The sequence below is a fragment of the Providencia rustigianii DSM 4541 genome, from assembly GCF_000156395.1.
Lineage (GTDB): Bacteria > Pseudomonadota > Gammaproteobacteria > Enterobacterales > Enterobacteriaceae > Providencia > Providencia rustigianii.
In genome coordinates, this window is record NZ_GG703819.1 from 271,798 (window position 1) to 288,939 (window position 17,142).

Genomic DNA, 17,142 nt, shown 5'->3' on the forward strand with positions numbered 1-17,142 from the left:
TTATGAAAAAGTGGCGCGTTTTTTAACTTAATATTATCTAGTTTACCAGCACACTCGCTTTACGGCGTAAGCTCGCAATTAACATATAAATTGCGGTCACCAGCAAAACGATAAAGAAGAAGTTTACTAAACCACCATGTTGGGATAGCAAACTTCCTGCAACAACAGGTCCCATTGCAGAGCCTATGCTATAACTAAATAACATCACTTGAGTCGCCGCAACAATAAAAGAAGAATCTAACTTATCGCAGGCTAAAGTAATCGCTATTGGGTACAAGGCAAATGACGACATCCCCAACAAAGCTAACCCAACAATCATTACTATGTAATCGCTAGAGATATAAATTAACCCCATCGCAAAGACACCCAATAATGACACCATGGCTAGCAACAATGTTTTACTCATCACCACCGATAATTTGCTAATTATTGGCTGAATTAACATTCCACCTAAGATAATTGATGCCATTAAAACGCCAACTTGGTCAGTCGAAAAATTATCTTTTTTAAGTGATAAAGGCATCAATCCATAGATGGTTCCCATCACGATCCCTGACACCATACAACCAATAATCGCAGGCTTACTTAAGCGGGTAATTTGCTTCAATGAGAGTTTTTGATGCAATCCACTAGCGGGTTGTCCCTGACGAAACAGCAGCGGCGGTAGAACAGCAAGAAGTAACATACCCAAGACAACAATAAATGGATATACCCCTTGAGTCCCGATAAAGCCAATGGCAAGCTGACCGAGTGTAGTTCCACCATATAATGACGTCATATAAAAACTAAGACGCTTTGCTCGCGCTTTCGGGTTATCACCGATCAGCAACCAAGATTCCACAACCACAAAAATCCCTGCGACAGCGACACCAGCGATTAAGCGGTTTGGTAGCCATGCTTCAATAGTTGGCATCCATGGTAATAAAACAACCGTCGCTGCCAACATTAGCAAAAAGCCAATAAAAGCGATACGGTGCCCCACTCTCGCAATCACAGGCTCAATCAGCATCGAACCAATTAATAATCCTATATAGTAGGCACTCGCTAACCAGCCCGCATATTGAGTATCAATATTAAAGCTCCCCATCGATAATGGGATCAAACTCATCAAGTAACCTGAGGCTACCGCGAATAAGGTTAAACCCGCGACAGGTACGAATGTGTTGTCGCCTTTGCGCATCATAGCTGTGGACTCTTTCACGTCCCACTCTCCAACGAATGAAATAAATAGTATGCGCTGCAGCTATATCGTAGATGACGGCAAAAATGCATCCTTGTTCAAGAATACATTTTGGCGACTAGTGCAGTGATAATAATAAATAAGTAAGGTCAATTTGAGCGCAATATAGAACTTTCATTTAGGGAATGACAATGAGAAAAACTAATGCTTACTAGCAAATTTATTTATGTGAGAAAAATCACGTTTTTTCATGCAGTAAAAATCACTAAAAAATCAAAACAAAAATAATTAATCAGATATAAATCAACTAGTTGTAATTTAATTGAAAAATTTTCACATTAACTTTTTAAATATATTTAATCACTTCAAACTTGTTATTCAAAATATATTTATCTATTTTTTTAAAAAATTTATTTGAAATTATTTTTGTTAATTAGCCTTTGGTTTATGACCATAACTAATTTCAACATTGATTATTCTCAATGCCAATTTTACGCCTATATAGTGATAATGTATTTTTCTAACTGAGAAAATAGACAGCAACCTTACAGCCTTACTTATCGCTAGCTCAAGTTATAGCAAGGCCGTAACTCAGATTAATGAGTGCCACCAACACTGCTAGAACATGAATTAGGACGAAGACAGCCGTCGCCACAATGTAGTCCGGCTAATCCCCAAATACTCAGCTACAGCCTTGCGGTCACCATTAAATTTTTTCATAACCTCTTCCAGAGATTCCTTCGACTGTTCTAGTTGCTGCATATTTTCCATTTTTAGTGTTTCTTTAACTTCCCTCTCCGGTGACAAACTTATCAGCATTTCTGTGTTAATGCTTTTGTCTGCATAAGCACTACAATAGAGAGCTACTCGCTCCATCAAATTACGCAGTTCACGAACATTGCCTGGCCATGGATATGATAAGAAAAAGTCGCGACAATTCAGGAGCTGCTGAACTCGGAATGACGGGAGAGGTAACTGCAATCCCGAAAAAGCCAGCTTGAGTAATCGTTCTGCTAAAATGAAAATATCATCTCCTCGTTCATTTAATGCAGGCACTTTCATACGGAGCACACCTAGTCGATAAAATAAATCTCGACGAAAACGCCCTTCAGAGACCCAGGTATCTAAGTCGCAATGAGTGGCACAAATCACACGTACATTCACTTGTAGAGGTCGATAACCACCAACTCGCACCACAGAACGTTCTTCTAAAACTCTTAATAATCGAGTTTGTAAAACCATTGGCATTTCACCAATTTCATCCAAAAATAACGTTCCGCCATTAGCAATTTCAAATAGCCCAGCACGACCACCACGCAATGATCCCGTAAATGCCCCTTCTTCATAACCAAATAACTCTGCTTCCAGCAATGTTTCTGGAATTGCCCCGCAGTTAACGGCCACAAAAGGCATTTGTTGCTTGCTACGTTTATGTTGGTTAAACAAGCTATATTCATGATGAATAGCTTGAGCAATCATCTCTTTTCCCGTGCCACTTTCACCTTGAATCAACACAGTTGCATCCGAGCGAGCATATAGCATAATCGTTTGTCTAACTCGCTCCATGGGGGTAGACAAACCGATCAGATCATTAATGGTATGGCGAACTTTGGTAGGATTAACTGGCTGATAACGGTCCTGAATAACCGTATGGCGGTGAGACATTCTACTGAGTTCAATAGCGTCAGAAAACGCTTGTCTAATGGTTTCCGTGGAATAAATAAAAATCCCCGTCATTCCCATCTCTTCAGCTAAATCCGTAATTAACCCAGCGCCAACCACAACCGTTATTCCCATTGCCTTTAGAGCGGTTAATTGTGCCCTAGCATCCTCTGCTGTGACATAGCTACGCTGCTCAATATGTAAGCCAAAATTGGTTTGAAATTCCTTGAGGGCTGGGATGATTTTTTGATAGTTAACAATACCAACTTTATTGCTAATTTCTCGAGCTTTGGCTAATGCTTGCATCACATCAAAGCCACTAATTTTGACAATAATTACAGGCACAGAAACGTGGCTTTTTAAGTAAGCACCGTTAGATCCCGCGCTAATGATGGCATCACAGTGCCCATCCTTTAAACGACGACGCACCTCCTCTGCTGCATGCTCAAAACCAATATTTAAGGGGGTAATTTCTGCTTGAGCACTAAATTCAGGGCTTATATCTCGAAATAAAGTATAGAGACGGGAAACAGACACTGTCCAAATAATCGGTTTTTCCATAATAACTCCCTATCCTATTTCATGGTGCACAAACGTTTCAAATTTCATTAAGTGAAACATTATTTCGTTTCAATGAAACATTCCAATATGTTAATTAAAAAATCGCTTGTACATCACAAAAACATATTTTAGCCATCTTATTGATATTCATTAATTATCATTAAATTCTCCTATTTATGACAGTCTGGCACGTCAATTGCTATCTAACTATAGTTATAAAAACTTAATTACAAATGATTAACAAATTAAGGGGTTTTATGTCTATCATTTCAGCAGGCCAACAATTTCGAGATGCAGTAAAGAATGAATCACCACTTCAATTAGTCGGTGCTATCAATGCAAACCATGCCCTACTCGCTAAACAAGCTGGCTATAAAGCCATTTACCTTTCCGGTGGAGGCGTTGCAGCAGGCTCACTTGGTATACCTGATTTGGGGATCTCCACCCTTGACGATGTATTAATAGATATTCACCGAATCACTGATGTTTGTGATTTGCCGTTGATGGTAGATGCAGATATAGGCTTTGGTCCTTCTGCGTTTAATGTTGCCCGTACCGTTAAATCAATGCTAAAGGCGGGCGCTGCTGGCCTACACCTAGAAGATCAGGTAGGTGCTAAACGCTGCGGTCATCGACCTAACAAAGAAATTGTTTCTACCCAAGAAATGGTCGACCGAATTAAAGCAGCAGTGGATGCAAGAACAGATGAAAACTTTGTCATTATGGCGCGTACTGATGCCCTTGCCGTAGAAGGACTCGATGCAGCTCTCGAACGTGCCAATGCCTATGTTGAGGCAGGAGCCGATATGTTATTTCCTGAAGCCATTACCGAACTAGGAATGTATCAGCAATTTACTCGCCATACTCCAGTCCCTGTTCTCGCTAACCTCACCGAATTTGGCCAAACGCCATTATTTACTCTCGATGAGTTGCGTGAGGTTGGGATAGCTATTGCCTTATATCCGCTATCAGCATTCCGTGCGATGAACAAAGCCGCTGAGCAGGTGTACTCCACTTTACGCAAAGAAGGCACTCAAAAAAGTATGGTGCCATTAATGCAAACCCGTGAAGAGCTGTATAACAGTATCAATTATTATCACTATGAACAAAAACTTGATGCCTTATTTTCACAAAAAAAGGAACGTTAATTCATTTAAAAACAGCCTATAGAGCAAGTTGTAATCTCTTCTATCCCCTACAAGGAATTCGTGATGAATGAACAACTTAAGAATACTGAATCCGCCACGTTTAAACCGAAAAAATCAGTGGCACTGTCTGGTGTTACAGCAGGAAATACGGCGCTGTGTACCGTAGGCAAAAATGGCAATGACTTGCATTATCGTGGCTATGATATACACGATTTAGCTACTCAATGTGAATATGAAGAAATTGCCTATCTACTTATCCACGATAAGCTTCCTAATCGTACTGAATTAATTGCTTATAAAAATAAATTAAAACCACTAAGAGGCTTACCAACTAATGTTAAGCAAACTTTAGAATCTATTCCTGCCAATACTCATCCCATGGATGTTATCCGCACAGGTGTATCCATGATGGGGTGTGTATTACCAGAAAAAGATGTCCATACATTAATGGGTGCAAAGGATATCGCGGATAGATTACTTGCCTCTCTCGGTTCTATTCTTCTGTATTGGTACCATTTTAGTCATCATGGCCGTCGTATCGAAACCATGACAGATGATGATTCAATTGGCGCACACTTTCTACATCTACTACACGGTAAAAAGCCTCCCGCTCAATGGGAAAAATTTATGCATATTGCATCGATTTTATACGCAGAGCATGAATTTAATGCATCAACGTTTGCTGCAAGAGTCATTGCCGGAACAGGTACCGATTTTTATTCCGCGATCACAGGGGCAATCGCGGCACTTCGGGGACCTAAGCATGGTGGCGCAAATGAAGTGTCATTAGAGATCCAGCAACGTTATTCATCTATTGAGGATGCAGAGCAGGATATTGTGGCTAGAGTCAAAAACTCTGAAGTCATCATTGGATTTGGGCACCCTGTTTACACATTAGCAGATCCACGTCACCCCATTATTAAATCAGTCGCTCTACAGCTGTCAGAGCAGAGTATGAATCGCCATTTATACACGATTGCTGACCATATTGAATCAGTCATGAGGCGGGAGAAAAACATGTTCCCGAATCTCGATTGGTTTTCTGCTGTTGCCTATCATTTGATGGGAGTACCAACCGCTATGTATACCCCACTATTTGCTATTGCTCGTATTGCAGGTTGGTCGGCCCATATTATCGAGCAACGCCAAGACAATAAAATTATTCGTCCATCCGCCAACTATACCGGTCCAGAAAATAAACTTTTTGTTCCTATTGAGCAGCGCCAATAAAGGTAAAAATAATGACAACGCAAACCCAACGTTCGCTACATCTTCAATTTGATAAAGTTATGACGGATATTGTCGACTATGTTATCGATTTCCCTATTACCTCCAATTTAGCCTACGATACAGCCTACTATTGCTTGCTAGATACCCTCGGCTGTGGAATGGAGTCTCTGGAATACCCTGCATGTAAAAAATTACTTGGACCTCTAATTCCAGGTACTATTGTACCTAATGGAACTAAAGTGCCGGGAACTCAATTTCAATTAGATCCCATACAAGGGGCATTCAACATTGGTACGATGTGCCGCTGGTTAGATTTCAACGATACATGGCTTGCCGCAGAATGGGGGCATCCATCTGATAACCTTGGCGGAATTCTAGCAACTGCGGATTGGTTATCTCGCGAAAATATTAGTAAAGGTAAAAAACCACTGGTGATCCGCAATGTACTCACCGCCATGATTAAAGCCCATGAAATACAAGGTTGTATTGCGTTAGAAAATGCCTTTAATAAAGTCGGATTGGACCATGTTATTCTGGTTAAAGTCGCATCCACAGCGGTTGTTGCTCAAATGCTAGGATTAAACAGAGAGCAGATATTAAATGCCATTTCGTTGGCATGGGTTGATGGTCATAGTTTGCGAACCTATCGCCACACACCAAATACAGGTTCCCGTAAATCTTGGGCTGCGGGTGATGCTACTTCTCGTGCAGTAAGATTAGCGCTCATGGCTCAGAAAGGGGAAATGGGATATCCCACTGCCCTAACCGCCAATACATGGGGTTTCTATGACTCCCTATTTCGAGGGCAAGCCTTTAAGTTCCAGAGACCATACGGTTCTTATGTCATGGAAAATGTACTATTTAAGATTTCATTCCCAGCAGAATTCCATGCACAAACTGCGGTCGAAGCCGCTCTACAACTGTATAACCAGTTACAACAAATGGGTAAAACAGCTGACGATATTGAATCAATTAATATCCGAACTCACGAAGCTTGTATACGGATCATTGACAAACAAGGCACTCTACATAACCCAGCAGATCGTGACCATTGCATTCAATATATGGTAGCAATTCCACTTATTTTTGGGCGCCTTACTGCTTCTGACTATGAAGATAATATCGCTCAAGATAGCCGAGTTGATACTTTACGAGCCAAAATGTATTGCCATGAAGACCCTCATTTCACTCAGGATTACCATGATCCCGATAAGCGCTCTATTGCCAATGGATTAACGGTGAAATTAAAAGACGGTCAAGTCCTAGACGAAATTGTTATTGAATATCCTGTAGGGCATCAACGCCGTCGTCAGGAAGGTATGCCCTTATTACTGAAAAAATTTAGAACTAATTTAGCGAGACAATTTCCTGAAACCCAGCAGTTACGTATTCTGAGCGCTTCATTAGACAAACCTCTGCTTGAAGACATGGCAGTTAATGAATATTTAGACTTATTTGTTATCTGATTGATAAGTAAAAAGCTAAGGGAGGTAAGCTTTGTTTGCCCTCCCTGCCAAAACTATAAACTCACTGTAGCCCCTGAAGTTGGTTCATCTTCTGGCGGAACAATTAACTTTCCACTCAGCACTTTTGATGACTCAATATCACGGCGTAACTCGATAACTTCCTCATCAATTTCTTGACGCATTTTTGGTGAGCAGTTGGCTAATAATTTCTCTAACGTTCCCATTATTCCTCCGGTTTCACAAGATGAGATGCATATTCAGCATCCGCTCGTTTAATCAAATTGTTATAAAACAACTTTTCATCCCACCCTTTTTTACTATCCGCACACAATACAATTCCACAATGCTTAGAATCAAATGCAAAACATGCTCTAATGGGCTCCCTACCTACTGGAATCCTTAATTCTTTCATATGCATAAACTTAGAGCGCTTTAGCCTATCAACGTAAGGACGGCCTAAGTAAGGTCCAAACTCAGCAAGAATAATTAATCTCGCTAAGATTTTCTTTCGCACACTATAGTTTTGAATTTCTAACCAATCGTCGAATAAAATCCTTGTTTTTATCGTCCATGTCAACAAAATATATCTCCTAATATTTGAATAAACCCGTAACCTATTGGTTATAAAAAAAACAATTATTTATATGATATAAAAATCAAACAAACCTTTTAAATTCAGATACAGCAAGCGTTATAACGGAAATATTAAATGGATTAAATAAAAAATGAGTTTGATTGCTTTTTATGGGAAGCGCTTCGCAGGAAAATGATGAGCATAAGAATTGAAAAATAGTCAGCCATGATAATAATTAAATATTATTTATGATTTTTCATGTTTAACATATAAAAAAGCCCTAGTTCAATCGAGCTAGGGCTAAGATAGAATAGGCCGTTATAACTATTTTAATAATCTAGCTCGTACCGATTTACCTTTGATTTTACCCTGTTGTAGGTGTTTCCACGCTTGATTAGCAACAGATTTTTTAATTGCAACATAAGCATGTATTGGGTGAATAGTAATCTTGCCAATGTCGTCACCTTGTAAACCAACATCCCCTGTTAATGCGCCAAGGATATCACCAGGTCGAATTTTTGCTTTTTTACCACCATCTAAACATAGAGTGACCATATCCGCTTCTAAAGGCGTAATACGTAATCCAGTTGGCTCTGGTAACCAATTCAGCTTCATGTTGAGCATTTCTTCCAGTGCATTTGCTCTCTGAGCTTCTTCCGGAGAACATAAACTAATAGCTAAACCACTTTGACCCGCGCGAGCTGTTCGCCCAATACGATGTACGTGAACTTCAGGATCCCAAGATAATTCAAAGTTAATCACCATTTCTAACGCTTTGATATCTAGGCCACGAGAGGCAACATCCGTAGCAACCAAAACCCGACTACTCCCATTAGCAAAACGAACTAGAGTTTGGTCTCGGTCACGTTGCTCCATATCACCATGCAGTACTAATACACTTTGCTTGCTGTCGTTCAGCGCATCAAAGACGGCTTGGCAATCTTTCTTGGTATTACAGAATATAACGCAAGATGCAGGTTGGTCACGGCTCAATAATTTTTGCAGTAATTCAATTTTGTCATGGCGAGCAACTTCATAAAATTGCTGTTCAACATCCGGTAATTCATTAACTGAGTTAATTTCGATAGTCTGAGGATTGTTCTGAATACGCTGACTAATATCAGCAATACTTTCAGGCCATGTTGCTGAAAATAATAATGTTTGACGCTGATGAGGAGCAAAAGAAATAATGGCATCGATCTCATCAGAAAACCCCATATCCAACATACGGTCAGCCTCATCTAAAACTAACGTTTGCAGATGATCCAAATTTACTGTTTCTTTATGCAAATGGTCGAGTAAACGTCCAGGTGTTGCCACAATGACATGAGCAGCATGGGCTAATGAATCTCGCTGGACACTAAATGGTACGCCACCACATAAGGTTAATATTTTCAAATTGGGAATATAACGTGCTAAACGACGTAATTCATTAGCAACTTGATCCGCAAGTTCTCTTGTTGGGCATAATACTAGTGATTGGGTATTAAAATTTTTCGCATCAATATGTTGCAGTAAACCTAAACCAAACGCTGCCGTTTTACCGCTTCCCGTTTTAGCTTGTGCGCGGACATCCTGACCGGCAAGGATCGCGGGTAAAGCCGCTTCTTGAATTGGTGTCATCGTTAAGAATCCCAATTCATTAAGATTAGAGAGTTGCTCCGAAGGAAGCGCATTCAGTTCAGCAAATGAAGTCACAGTTAACATTCCGAATAAATTAAAAATAGGCAAATGGAGGGAGATGTTTTCCAACATCCCCACATATGATACTAGAAAATAAATTGATAGCGAGTTTGGTTAGTATAAATTTGATTGGCGTGTGCAATACCGCTATTTGTCTGTTCCATATTATCAAACGGATATTGGGTCGTTAATACAACACCTGAATATGGGGTATGCGTTTTATTTTTACCCAAAACAGAAATTAGTTTATTCCCTGAATAGAGATGTACCGCTGGCAAAGTACTTATAATATTGACTCTGACATCGCCATCTGGTGCACCTAATGATGCGGCTATTTTTGGCTCATCCATAGTGTTATCCAAAACAATAGTATGATCGTAACCTCCCATAACTGTTTGGTCTTCATCCAGTAAAAAATCACGCCCTATACGTTTTCCCTGCCGAAAATCAAAGTGAGTATCGGTAACATCTTTCAGCTCTCCCGTCGGGACTCCGTTTTCATCTAGTGGTAAAAAATGTGAACCTAAAATTTGTAAATCATGCTCTAATGCAGTACGCGTTGAACTCTCGCCTGCTAAATTAAAATAAGTATGGTTCGTTAAATTTACCGGACAATCATGAGTAGATTGATATCGGTAACTAATGATAACTTGGTTGTCATCCGTTAATTGATAATGCACTTCAATTTTTAACTCTCCAGGAAAACCTTGGTCACCATCAGGGGAAACTAATGTGAATACAACTTGCTGTTGATCTGGTTGCGAGATAGCCCATACTCGATAACTAAAACTATCAGTGCTGGTAGATAAGCTATGTATTTCCTGGCTATTAGCCGCAGGATAAGTTTCACATTCAAAATTGAAAGTAGGATTTCGAAAACCATTTGCCACACGTCCAATCGTTGCCCCAAAATAGACACGTTGTTCCATTTGAGTCGCCATATTTGGCGCCCCTAAAATGACATCTCGTTTACCAGTATCTAGCGGCAAAATACAACTTACCCAACTTGCGCCAAGACTGCTCAAAATAATTTTCATTCCATCTTTATTCGTGAGTGCGACCACTTTGGGTGTTCTCAGTGTGTGACGTTGTTGCTTGGTAAACTGCATTTTTCTGAATAACCCTTATTCAATGGATTTTTAGCTTAGCGTTATATAAGTTCACAATAATAAAACGAATTTATAATTAACACTATAATTACACTCCTCACAATTTCCATCTTTACAAAAAGATAACCTCAAATATAAAATGATAAAATAAAAAAGCTGATAACATTTCTGTAATCAGCTTTTTATAAAGTCAGTCGTCTTGGAGTTAAGAATTAATGTAAGCAATACTCATCGTAAGGATCTAAATGGGTCATTACATCAAGTATTTGCGGGTTTTTCATCAGCTGTTTACGAACATTTACTGCTATATCATGCCCTTCAAGGATTGTCATCTGAGCATCTAATTCTAAATGGACATCGACTAATAAGAAATCACCCGATTTACGCGTTTTTAAATCATGGAATCCTTTTATTTCTTTTACACTTCTAATCACATTACTAATCTGTTCTAGGGTTTCTTCATCGGCTCCTTTATCCATTAAATCTTGCATGGATTGATAGGTAAATTTATACCCCATACGAAAAACAAATGTCCCTACAATTAAAGCGGCAATGGGATCTAAAATACGAATTCCACATAAACTCCCGACAATACCAATAGCAACCACTAATGAAGAGGCTGCATCAGAACGAGCATGCCAAGCATTTGCGACTAACATGCTTGAATTGACTTTATTTGCTACATGCAACATATAACGGAACAGCCCTTCCTTAGCGACCAATGCCGTTAATGCAGCAACTAACGCAGCCGTATGAACTTCAGGTATCAATTCAGGATGCAACATTTTATCAACTGCTGACCATCCCATACCAACACCAACAATCAACAAAATGATTCCTAAGATAAGGGAAGCACCATTCTCATAACGAAAGTGGCCATAAGGATGGTCTGCATCAGGTTTTTTATGACTCTTTTTATTCGCAATAAGAACAACAAAGTCTGCAACCAAATCAGATAACGTATGAATACCATCAGCAATTAAACCCGATGAATGAGAGAATATGCCAACAATAATCTGCCAAATAGACAAAAGTGAATTAACGGCAACACTAACGAGTGTACTTTTTTTAGCCGCATTGAATTTATTTTGTAATAACTCTAAATCGCTTTCCCCACTATTTGGGGTTTTATGTTTATGCATAAAAAATGCTCTTAATGAAAAACAAAATAATTATCATTTAAATATTATTTATTTTCAATGACTTAATTGAATTTAAAATATTCTCATATTATTTGTTAAATGTCTCAATATAAATTGTAAATAATTGATTTCATTGATTGATAATGATTATTCTTTATCTTTCATGTCTAGAATAAAATAGATCTATTGGTAATATGCTAACTGAGTATCAGTTTTTTACTAGCTATATAATTTATAATATATTTATCTCTGTTAGTTATAGATAAATTCAAACGTTAATTATCAGGAATAGATAAATAACACATAATCCACTAGATTATAACTATACAATAAAATTTAAATAACATATAAAGAGGTAGCTATGTATAAAAAAATATTGGTTCCTATTGATTTGTTAGAGGATGATTTAAATGAAAAAATCATCAGCCATGTAGAAAGCTTGGCTAAACTTGGAACACCTGAAATTCATTTTCTATCTGTGCTACCCAGTGTAGAACTGTTTTTTGGTATTGAGGTTGCCATATTGCCTGAAAGCCATAAAAACTCAGCAGAGCGCGCAGCATTAGCCATGAAAGCTCTTGAGGAAGTACTCAAGGATATCAAAATCGCAGACAAACAGATTAACTGCAAAATTAGCATTGGTTCAGCAAAAGATGAGATTCTGGATTATGCAGAAGAGATTAATGCAGATTTAATTGTTGTTGGCTCACATCACCCAAGTACATCTACCTATTTATTAGGTTCAACAGCATCCGCAATTGTCCGTCACGCTAAAACTTCTGTCTTTGTAGTTCGATAAAACTGAGTTTTTAGATTATTTTTTATATGAAAATGCCGCACCCCATATGAATCGGAGCTGCGGCATTCTCCCCGCTATTTCTTAACTGAATCCATTAATTTTTCATCAGTAGACCAAATTTTATATTTTACTTCCATATCAGATGGCGCATAAACCACAATAGGTAGCTTACTGTTATAACGAACAAAAGCATCATCACCTAACTGGGTACTAATAAAGCGATCTTTTGCCGGCTCGGAACAGCCCATCATCGTTGATGCAGGACCTTTCACATCATCTAATTTATAATAGCTATATCCCCAACCCTCTAATGTTTTTTCTTCTAGGTCACCCATGAACCATTGGCGGTTACAATCTGCCTTCATTGTTTTACCGATCACTAACTCAACCATATAGTTGTATTCATTTTGCTGAGCTTTCAGATCAATAACATGACGAGTCATACCAGATTCAGCTTTTGGATACGGCGCGATCTTTCCTAAATCCTCAGTCGCAACTGCACAAGATGAGACAGCTACCGCAGCCATTACAGATAAAATCGCCTTTTTCATCATAAAATTCCTATTTTAAAAAATAAATCCGCATTAAAAACCATGTTTAATTACATAATAAGTTAGATTAACCAGCTTAATCACTATAGATGATTCTTAATTACAAAAATATAGATAATTCGATATCACCCCTGTAATCATACTTAATTTTAGTATAGGGATCATAAAATTAATAAAAATTATGTAAATTTCCTTTTTTCATAATGTACATAAAACAATCAGCGATTATACTGAAAGTGAGGCTTAATACATTCTGAGGAGGTAGTATGTTATCTGCAGATCAAGATTTAGTTTCACAATTAATCGCAACTCATCCCCGCTTTCAGTCCCTTTATGAAAAGCACCATCAGCTTGATAAAGAAATTAGTAAACTTGAAGGGCCTTCTGGTGCAGGCTATAACGAACAAGTCGCTAAACTTAAAAAAGAAAAACTGCATCTAAAAGATGAAATGCAAAGAATAATGCAAACAACTCGATAAGTAATTCACACATTGTTGCTCGCACTGACCTAATGGCATAAGAGCCCTTATGCCATTCTTGTCAATCATTAACCCTACCAATTTAAGATTAAAACATATATATTAAATGTATGTTTTAGATAACTGATTCGGGGTAGTTATGGCGGGAAAGCGAATAAGTCGTGAAATTAAAACGATTGATAAAATGATACAAATCTACCAAAAATCTCATCCTGCCCCAGAGGAAGATCCAGAGTATTATCAAAAAATTTTCAAGTATGCTATTAATCGCCTAGAAAAGTGTCGTTATGGTGAATCAAAACCCGCATGTAAACAATGCCCGATTCATTGCTACCAACCTAAAATGCGTAATGAGATGAAACTAATCATGCGCTGGGCTGGTCCTAAAATGCTTTATCACCACCCTATTCTCGCTATTCGTCACCTTCTCGACGATAGAAAGCCGGTTCCTGAATTACCCAATAAATCTCGGCAATCATCTAATAAATAAAAATTTGCTTTTATCATCCATAAATATAGAGCGTTGTTAGACTCTAATTTTGATTTTTTTGAAAAAACCTAAAGTGACGCTTATATAAAAAATAGTAACCTTAAATAACTAATTACTAAAATCCATGTTTTAAGTATCACGATTCGATATTCCAATAGCCAAACAAAGTCAATAATGAGATTCAAATCTCATAAATAGCCTAAAAAAGCCCATTATCAATTAATATAATTAATCGAAATGAATCATTAAATTAATTAATTATGAAACTAACTTAATGATTCATTAGTTATATTTATATATACTATGTTTAACGAATGTAATGACAATGATTTATATAGCAATAATTGATTATAATAAGCTAAAAAAGATACATTATCTTTATCGGGTAAAAAAATAGTAAATAAACGCCAAAAAACAATAATTATAAAATACCAAATAAATCAATTTAAACAGATTATTAAACTGAATTATTAATAATTATCGGAATTATAAAATAAAACGCCAAAAGAAAAGATCGTATTTTCCGATTTAATTGCGGAAACAGATCGAAAAAACCATGTTTTGAAATATTTATTAACATTTAAATTTACAATATGACAAAAACGTAACCTTTTATATAATTTCAATTACTAGAGTAATCATGATTTTTTATATCAATAAAATTGCAAATGCTGACATTTGATTTCGATGATTACTTTTGGAATTGATATTAATAAAGGTACTAATATGAACAACAATATCAAACTCGGCCAACAAGTGATAAAAAAGGTACGTATCGATAAAAGCAATCCTCATGCGATACTCGACCTGACCACAAAAGGTCTTATCATCATTGAAAAAGGCTCAGTCTTATTAGAAACTCCTGCGGCAAAGACAACTTTGCATCAAGGAGATATTCTATATCATAAACAAGGCTCCTACTCTTTTCAGAGTGAAGACTCTAATACTGATGGTGAATTTTTATGGATAGCGTTAGATGATAAATTTTTACGTGAGTATTTATCTCTCTATGGAGAACAACTCAGTGAGATTGAACGCTCAGATAATACTTCAAACGACATTATTAAATTTACTAGTAATACATTTATAGAACAGATAAGAGATAGCTTGGATTCATTTATTCAATCTCAGTTTCCTGAGATGATACTAAAACTCAGAATCAACGAATTATTGCTTCTTTTATCTTATAGTGAGCAAGGTGCAACACTGTTATCAAACTTACGCCAATTAAGTAATCGCCAAGCTGAGCGGCTTCAGACTTTTATGGAAAACAATTATTTAAAGGAATGGAAATTAAATGAATTTGCTAAAACATTTGGTATGGGGTTGACCACATTTAAAGAGTTATTTCATACCGTTTATGCGACTTCACCACGTTCTTGGATCAGTGAAAAACGGATTATGTATGCCCATCAATTATTAATTAATACATCAATGAGTATTGTGGAAGTCTCTATGGAAGCGGGATTTTCCAGTCAATCTTATTTTACTCAAAGCTATCACAAACGTTTCGGTTATACGCCTAGTCGGGTACGAAAAATATCTTAGCCATTCTATAGTCAATATACCCTGTCAGTATAGAGTTAGAGTTTTAACTACACTGGCAGAAAGGTAAAATTTTATTTTTTCAAAAATAAAAAAGAGCTTACTGATTAGGCAAGCCCTTCTTTTCATACGTAAAATAATTATTTTGCGCTTATAACTTTAAAATCAATTATGGACATTGAGTTTGGTGGAATTGTGCCAGGAACACCATCAACCCCATAACCACCTTCAGGTTCAATATAAACTTTCACCATACCGCCAACACCAATTTTATCAACAAACATATTTAATGGCGGTGGTAACTGATTATAAGCTAAAACCATTGGATTTTGTTCTGTATGCATGACAGTCACCTTACCATCCGTCAACTGCTCTCGCATGATAATTGTGATTTGTTTATCTGCTACATTAGAAATCGGTGCACCTTTTTGTAAGACTTTATAATAAGTATGACTATCCAATTTACTGTATTTCTGCTGGTTAATGTCCTGTATTATTTTTTGATTACGTTTTGCATTCTCTTGAGCAACCGAATTTGTATCTTTCGCAGGGATCTTAATGATGCTTGGCGTTTTACCTGATGACTGTGCCTGATGTGTCTGAGCCGATTTGAGCGAGTCATTTTCCTTCCTTAACTGCATAACTCGCTGATTTAAATCTCTAATCTGAGATTTAAGCCCATCATCGGTAGAGAATGATTTTAATGAAACTAATTCATCTTCAGCTTTCTTCAAACTTTCTTTTGCCTTTGTTAGTTCTTTCTGAACCTTAGTATCGGCTAACACCTTGTCATCCAGCTGCTTTTTAAGCTTATCTAATTCTTGATTCTGTTTACCTGTATTTTCAGCCGTAAATTTTTGTGCTTCTAGCTTTAATTCATTAAGCTGTTTATTTGCGTCTAATAATCTCTGTTCAATATCTGATTGTTGTTTATTACGATTAGCAAGATCAGTCTCAAGTTGAGATATTTGTTTTTCTTGATCTTTAGCTTGTGCAACTAACTTCGAATTTTGAGATTCGAGTTTTTTCTTATCTGATAACTGAGCGGTTAAAGCGTCCTTAATACCCTGCTTATCTGCACCAAGTTTAACTAATTCAGCTTCTCTTTGTTCCAATAAAGAAATTTGCTTACTTAGGTCACTCGTTAAATCTTTAATTTGCTTATCACTAGCTTTCCCAACCAATGCCGTTTGTTTTTCCAAGTCTTTTTGTAATTTTTGTACTTGAGAATTCGCTTGCTTCAATTGAGATTGAGTATCTATATAACTTTTCTCATTTGCCGCTAATTGCGTTTGCAATAAATCTTGCTGGTTTTGGCTATCAGTTAACTGTTTAGTGAGCCTTTCTTGATTATTTTTCTGCTCTACTTGTTGTTTTTTAGCAATAGCTAATTCAGTCTCTAAGTTACTTTTTTCCGATAATTGAGCAACCTGACTAGCGAGTTGTAACGCTAATTGCTGGTTTTTATCCGTCAATGTTTTAACTTGTTTGTCGCTGGTTTGCCCCAGTGAAGCCAGTTTCTG

General features: G+C 37.3%; 16 protein-coding genes. 7 read left to right on the plus strand and 9 right to left on the minus strand.

Annotated elements, in window-relative coordinates; translation table 11 throughout:
* Positions 1-37: 37 nt before the first annotated feature.
* The gene (locus PROVRUST_RS11200; protein WP_039855423.1) at positions 38-1,180 is read right to left on the minus strand and encodes an MFS transporter; all 1,143 of its coding nucleotides are present in this window, start codon (positions 1,178-1,180) and stop codon (positions 38-40) included.
* Positions 1,181-1,810: 630 nt separating this feature from the next.
* Positions 1,811-3,403, minus strand: coding sequence for a propionate catabolism operon regulatory protein PrpR (gene prpR, locus PROVRUST_RS11205; protein ID WP_006814930.1), 1,593 nt, complete (start codon positions 3,401-3,403; stop codon positions 1,811-1,813).
* A gap of 257 nt (positions 3,404-3,660) precedes the next feature.
* On the opposite strand from prpR, the gene prpB reads away from it, so the two are divergent.
* The 3 genes from prpB (at position 3,661) to PROVRUST_RS11220 (ending at position 7,247) form a co-directional block, all read left to right on the plus strand.
* The gene (prpB, locus tag PROVRUST_RS11210) at positions 3,661-4,551 is read left to right on the plus strand and encodes a methylisocitrate lyase (RefSeq protein WP_039855117.1); all 891 of its coding nucleotides are present in this window, start codon (positions 3,661-3,663) and stop codon (positions 4,549-4,551) included.
* A gap of 63 nt (positions 4,552-4,614) precedes the next feature.
* A complete protein-coding gene (gene prpC, locus PROVRUST_RS11215; RefSeq protein WP_006814932.1) occupies positions 4,615-5,781 on the plus strand; it encodes a bifunctional 2-methylcitrate synthase/citrate synthase in 1,167 nt (388 codons plus the stop codon).
* An 11-nt stretch (positions 5,782-5,792) separates the two neighbouring features.
* Positions 5,793-7,247: a bifunctional 2-methylcitrate dehydratase/aconitate hydratase gene (locus PROVRUST_RS11220; RefSeq protein ID WP_006814933.1), complete on the plus strand. Its 1,455-nt coding sequence runs from the start codon at positions 5,793-5,795 to the stop codon at positions 7,245-7,247.
* Between the two features lie 53 nt (positions 7,248-7,300).
* On the opposite strand, the gene PROVRUST_RS20540 is transcribed toward PROVRUST_RS11220, so the two are convergent.
* From PROVRUST_RS20540 to PROVRUST_RS11240, 5 genes are all read right to left on the minus strand, one after another.
* Positions 7,301-7,471 carry a hypothetical protein gene (locus PROVRUST_RS20540; RefSeq protein ID WP_006814934.1) on the minus strand — a complete coding sequence of 57 codons (171 nt, stop codon included), beginning with the start codon at positions 7,469-7,471 and terminating at the stop codon, positions 7,301-7,303.
* The gene (locus PROVRUST_RS11225) at positions 7,471-7,827 is read right to left on the minus strand and encodes a type II toxin-antitoxin system RelE/ParE family toxin (protein ID WP_230083542.1); all 357 of its coding nucleotides are present in this window, start codon (positions 7,825-7,827) and stop codon (positions 7,471-7,473) included. The genes PROVRUST_RS20540 and PROVRUST_RS11225 overlap by 1 nt, the downstream gene beginning before the upstream one ends.
* A 318-nt stretch (positions 7,828-8,145) precedes the next feature.
* Positions 8,146-9,519 (minus strand): ATP-dependent RNA helicase DbpA, encoded by a 1,374-nt coding sequence (gene dbpA / locus PROVRUST_RS11230; RefSeq protein ID WP_039855425.1) that lies wholly within the window; start codon positions 9,517-9,519, stop codon positions 8,146-8,148.
* Positions 9,520-9,590: 71 nt separating this feature from the next.
* Entirely contained in the window at positions 9,591-10,613 is a 1,023-nt protein-coding gene (locus PROVRUST_RS11235; RefSeq protein ID WP_006814937.1) for a galactose-1-epimerase, read from the minus strand.
* Positions 10,614-10,825: 212 nt separating this feature from the next.
* Positions 10,826-11,755 (minus strand): cation diffusion facilitator family transporter, encoded by a 930-nt coding sequence (locus tag PROVRUST_RS11240; RefSeq protein ID WP_006814938.1) that lies wholly within the window; start codon positions 11,753-11,755, stop codon positions 10,826-10,828.
* Positions 11,756-12,116: 361 nt separating this feature from the next.
* Here PROVRUST_RS11240 and PROVRUST_RS11245 point away from each other — a divergent pair, with 361 nt between their 5' ends.
* The gene (locus tag PROVRUST_RS11245) at positions 12,117-12,554 is read left to right on the plus strand and encodes a universal stress protein (protein ID WP_006814939.1); all 438 of its coding nucleotides are present in this window, start codon (positions 12,117-12,119) and stop codon (positions 12,552-12,554) included.
* Between the two features lie 74 nt (positions 12,555-12,628).
* Here PROVRUST_RS11245 and eco read toward each other — a convergent pair whose 3' ends face one another.
* Positions 12,629-13,105 (minus strand): serine protease inhibitor ecotin, encoded by a 477-nt coding sequence (gene eco / locus PROVRUST_RS11250; protein WP_039855120.1) that lies wholly within the window; start codon positions 13,103-13,105, stop codon positions 12,629-12,631.
* 266 nt (positions 13,106-13,371) lie between these two features.
* Here eco and PROVRUST_RS11255 point away from each other — a divergent pair, with 266 nt between their 5' ends.
* The 3 genes from PROVRUST_RS11255 to PROVRUST_RS11265 all read left to right on the plus strand — a co-directional run bounded on the left by PROVRUST_RS11255 (position 13,372) and on the right by PROVRUST_RS11265 (position 15,622).
* Positions 13,372-13,584, plus strand: a complete 213-nt coding sequence (locus tag PROVRUST_RS11255; protein ID WP_006814941.1) for a DUF465 domain-containing protein — start codon at positions 13,372-13,374, stop codon at positions 13,582-13,584.
* A gap of 139 nt (positions 13,585-13,723) precedes the next feature.
* Positions 13,724-14,074, plus strand: coding sequence for a nitrous oxide-stimulated promoter family protein (locus PROVRUST_RS11260; protein WP_006814942.1), 351 nt, complete (start codon positions 13,724-13,726; stop codon positions 14,072-14,074).
* 726 nt (positions 14,075-14,800) lie between these two features.
* Positions 14,801-15,622: a helix-turn-helix transcriptional regulator gene (locus PROVRUST_RS11265; protein WP_039855427.1), complete on the plus strand. Its 822-nt coding sequence runs from the start codon at positions 14,801-14,803 to the stop codon at positions 15,620-15,622.
* A 137-nt stretch (positions 15,623-15,759) separates the two neighbouring features.
* Here the strand turns inward: PROVRUST_RS11265 and PROVRUST_RS20195 are convergent.
* Positions 15,760-17,142 (minus strand): FKBP-type peptidyl-prolyl cis-trans isomerase (locus PROVRUST_RS20195; protein ID WP_006814944.1); only part of this gene is annotated, 1,383 nt, incomplete at its 5' end.

Excerpts from the sequence above, each read along its gene's own strand:
- PROVRUST_RS11200 (WP_039855423.1), bottom strand. The coding sequence starts at position 1,180 with ATGCGCAAAGGCGACAACACATTCGTACCTGTCGCGGGTTTAACCTTA.
- prpR (WP_006814930.1), bottom strand. The coding sequence starts at position 3,403 with ATGGAAAAACCGATTATTTGGACAGTGTCTGTTTCCCGTCTCTATACT.
- prpB (WP_039855117.1), top strand. The coding sequence starts at position 3,661 with ATGTCTATCATTTCAGCAGGCCAACAATTTCGAGATGCAGTAAAGAAT.
- prpC (WP_006814932.1), top strand. The coding sequence starts at position 4,615 with ATGAATGAACAACTTAAGAATACTGAATCCGCCACGTTTAAACCGAAA.
- PROVRUST_RS11220 (WP_006814933.1), top strand. The coding sequence starts at position 5,793 with ATGACAACGCAAACCCAACGTTCGCTACATCTTCAATTTGATAAAGTT.
- PROVRUST_RS20540 (WP_006814934.1), bottom strand. The coding sequence starts at position 7,471 with ATGGGAACGTTAGAGAAATTATTAGCCAACTGCTCACCAAAAATGCGT.
- PROVRUST_RS11235 (WP_006814937.1), bottom strand. The coding sequence starts at position 10,613 with ATGCAGTTTACCAAGCAACAACGTCACACACTGAGAACACCCAAAGTG.
- PROVRUST_RS11240 (WP_006814938.1), bottom strand. The coding sequence starts at position 11,755 with ATGCATAAACATAAAACCCCAAATAGTGGGGAAAGCGATTTAGAGTTA.
- PROVRUST_RS11245 (WP_006814939.1), top strand. The coding sequence starts at position 12,117 with ATGTATAAAAAAATATTGGTTCCTATTGATTTGTTAGAGGATGATTTA.
- eco (WP_039855120.1), bottom strand. The coding sequence starts at position 13,105 with ATGAAAAAGGCGATTTTATCTGTAATGGCTGCGGTAGCTGTCTCATCT.
- PROVRUST_RS11255 (WP_006814941.1), top strand. The coding sequence starts at position 13,372 with ATGTTATCTGCAGATCAAGATTTAGTTTCACAATTAATCGCAACTCAT.
- PROVRUST_RS11260 (WP_006814942.1), top strand. The coding sequence starts at position 13,724 with ATGGCGGGAAAGCGAATAAGTCGTGAAATTAAAACGATTGATAAAATG.
- PROVRUST_RS11265 (WP_039855427.1), top strand. The coding sequence starts at position 14,801 with ATGAACAACAATATCAAACTCGGCCAACAAGTGATAAAAAAGGTACGT.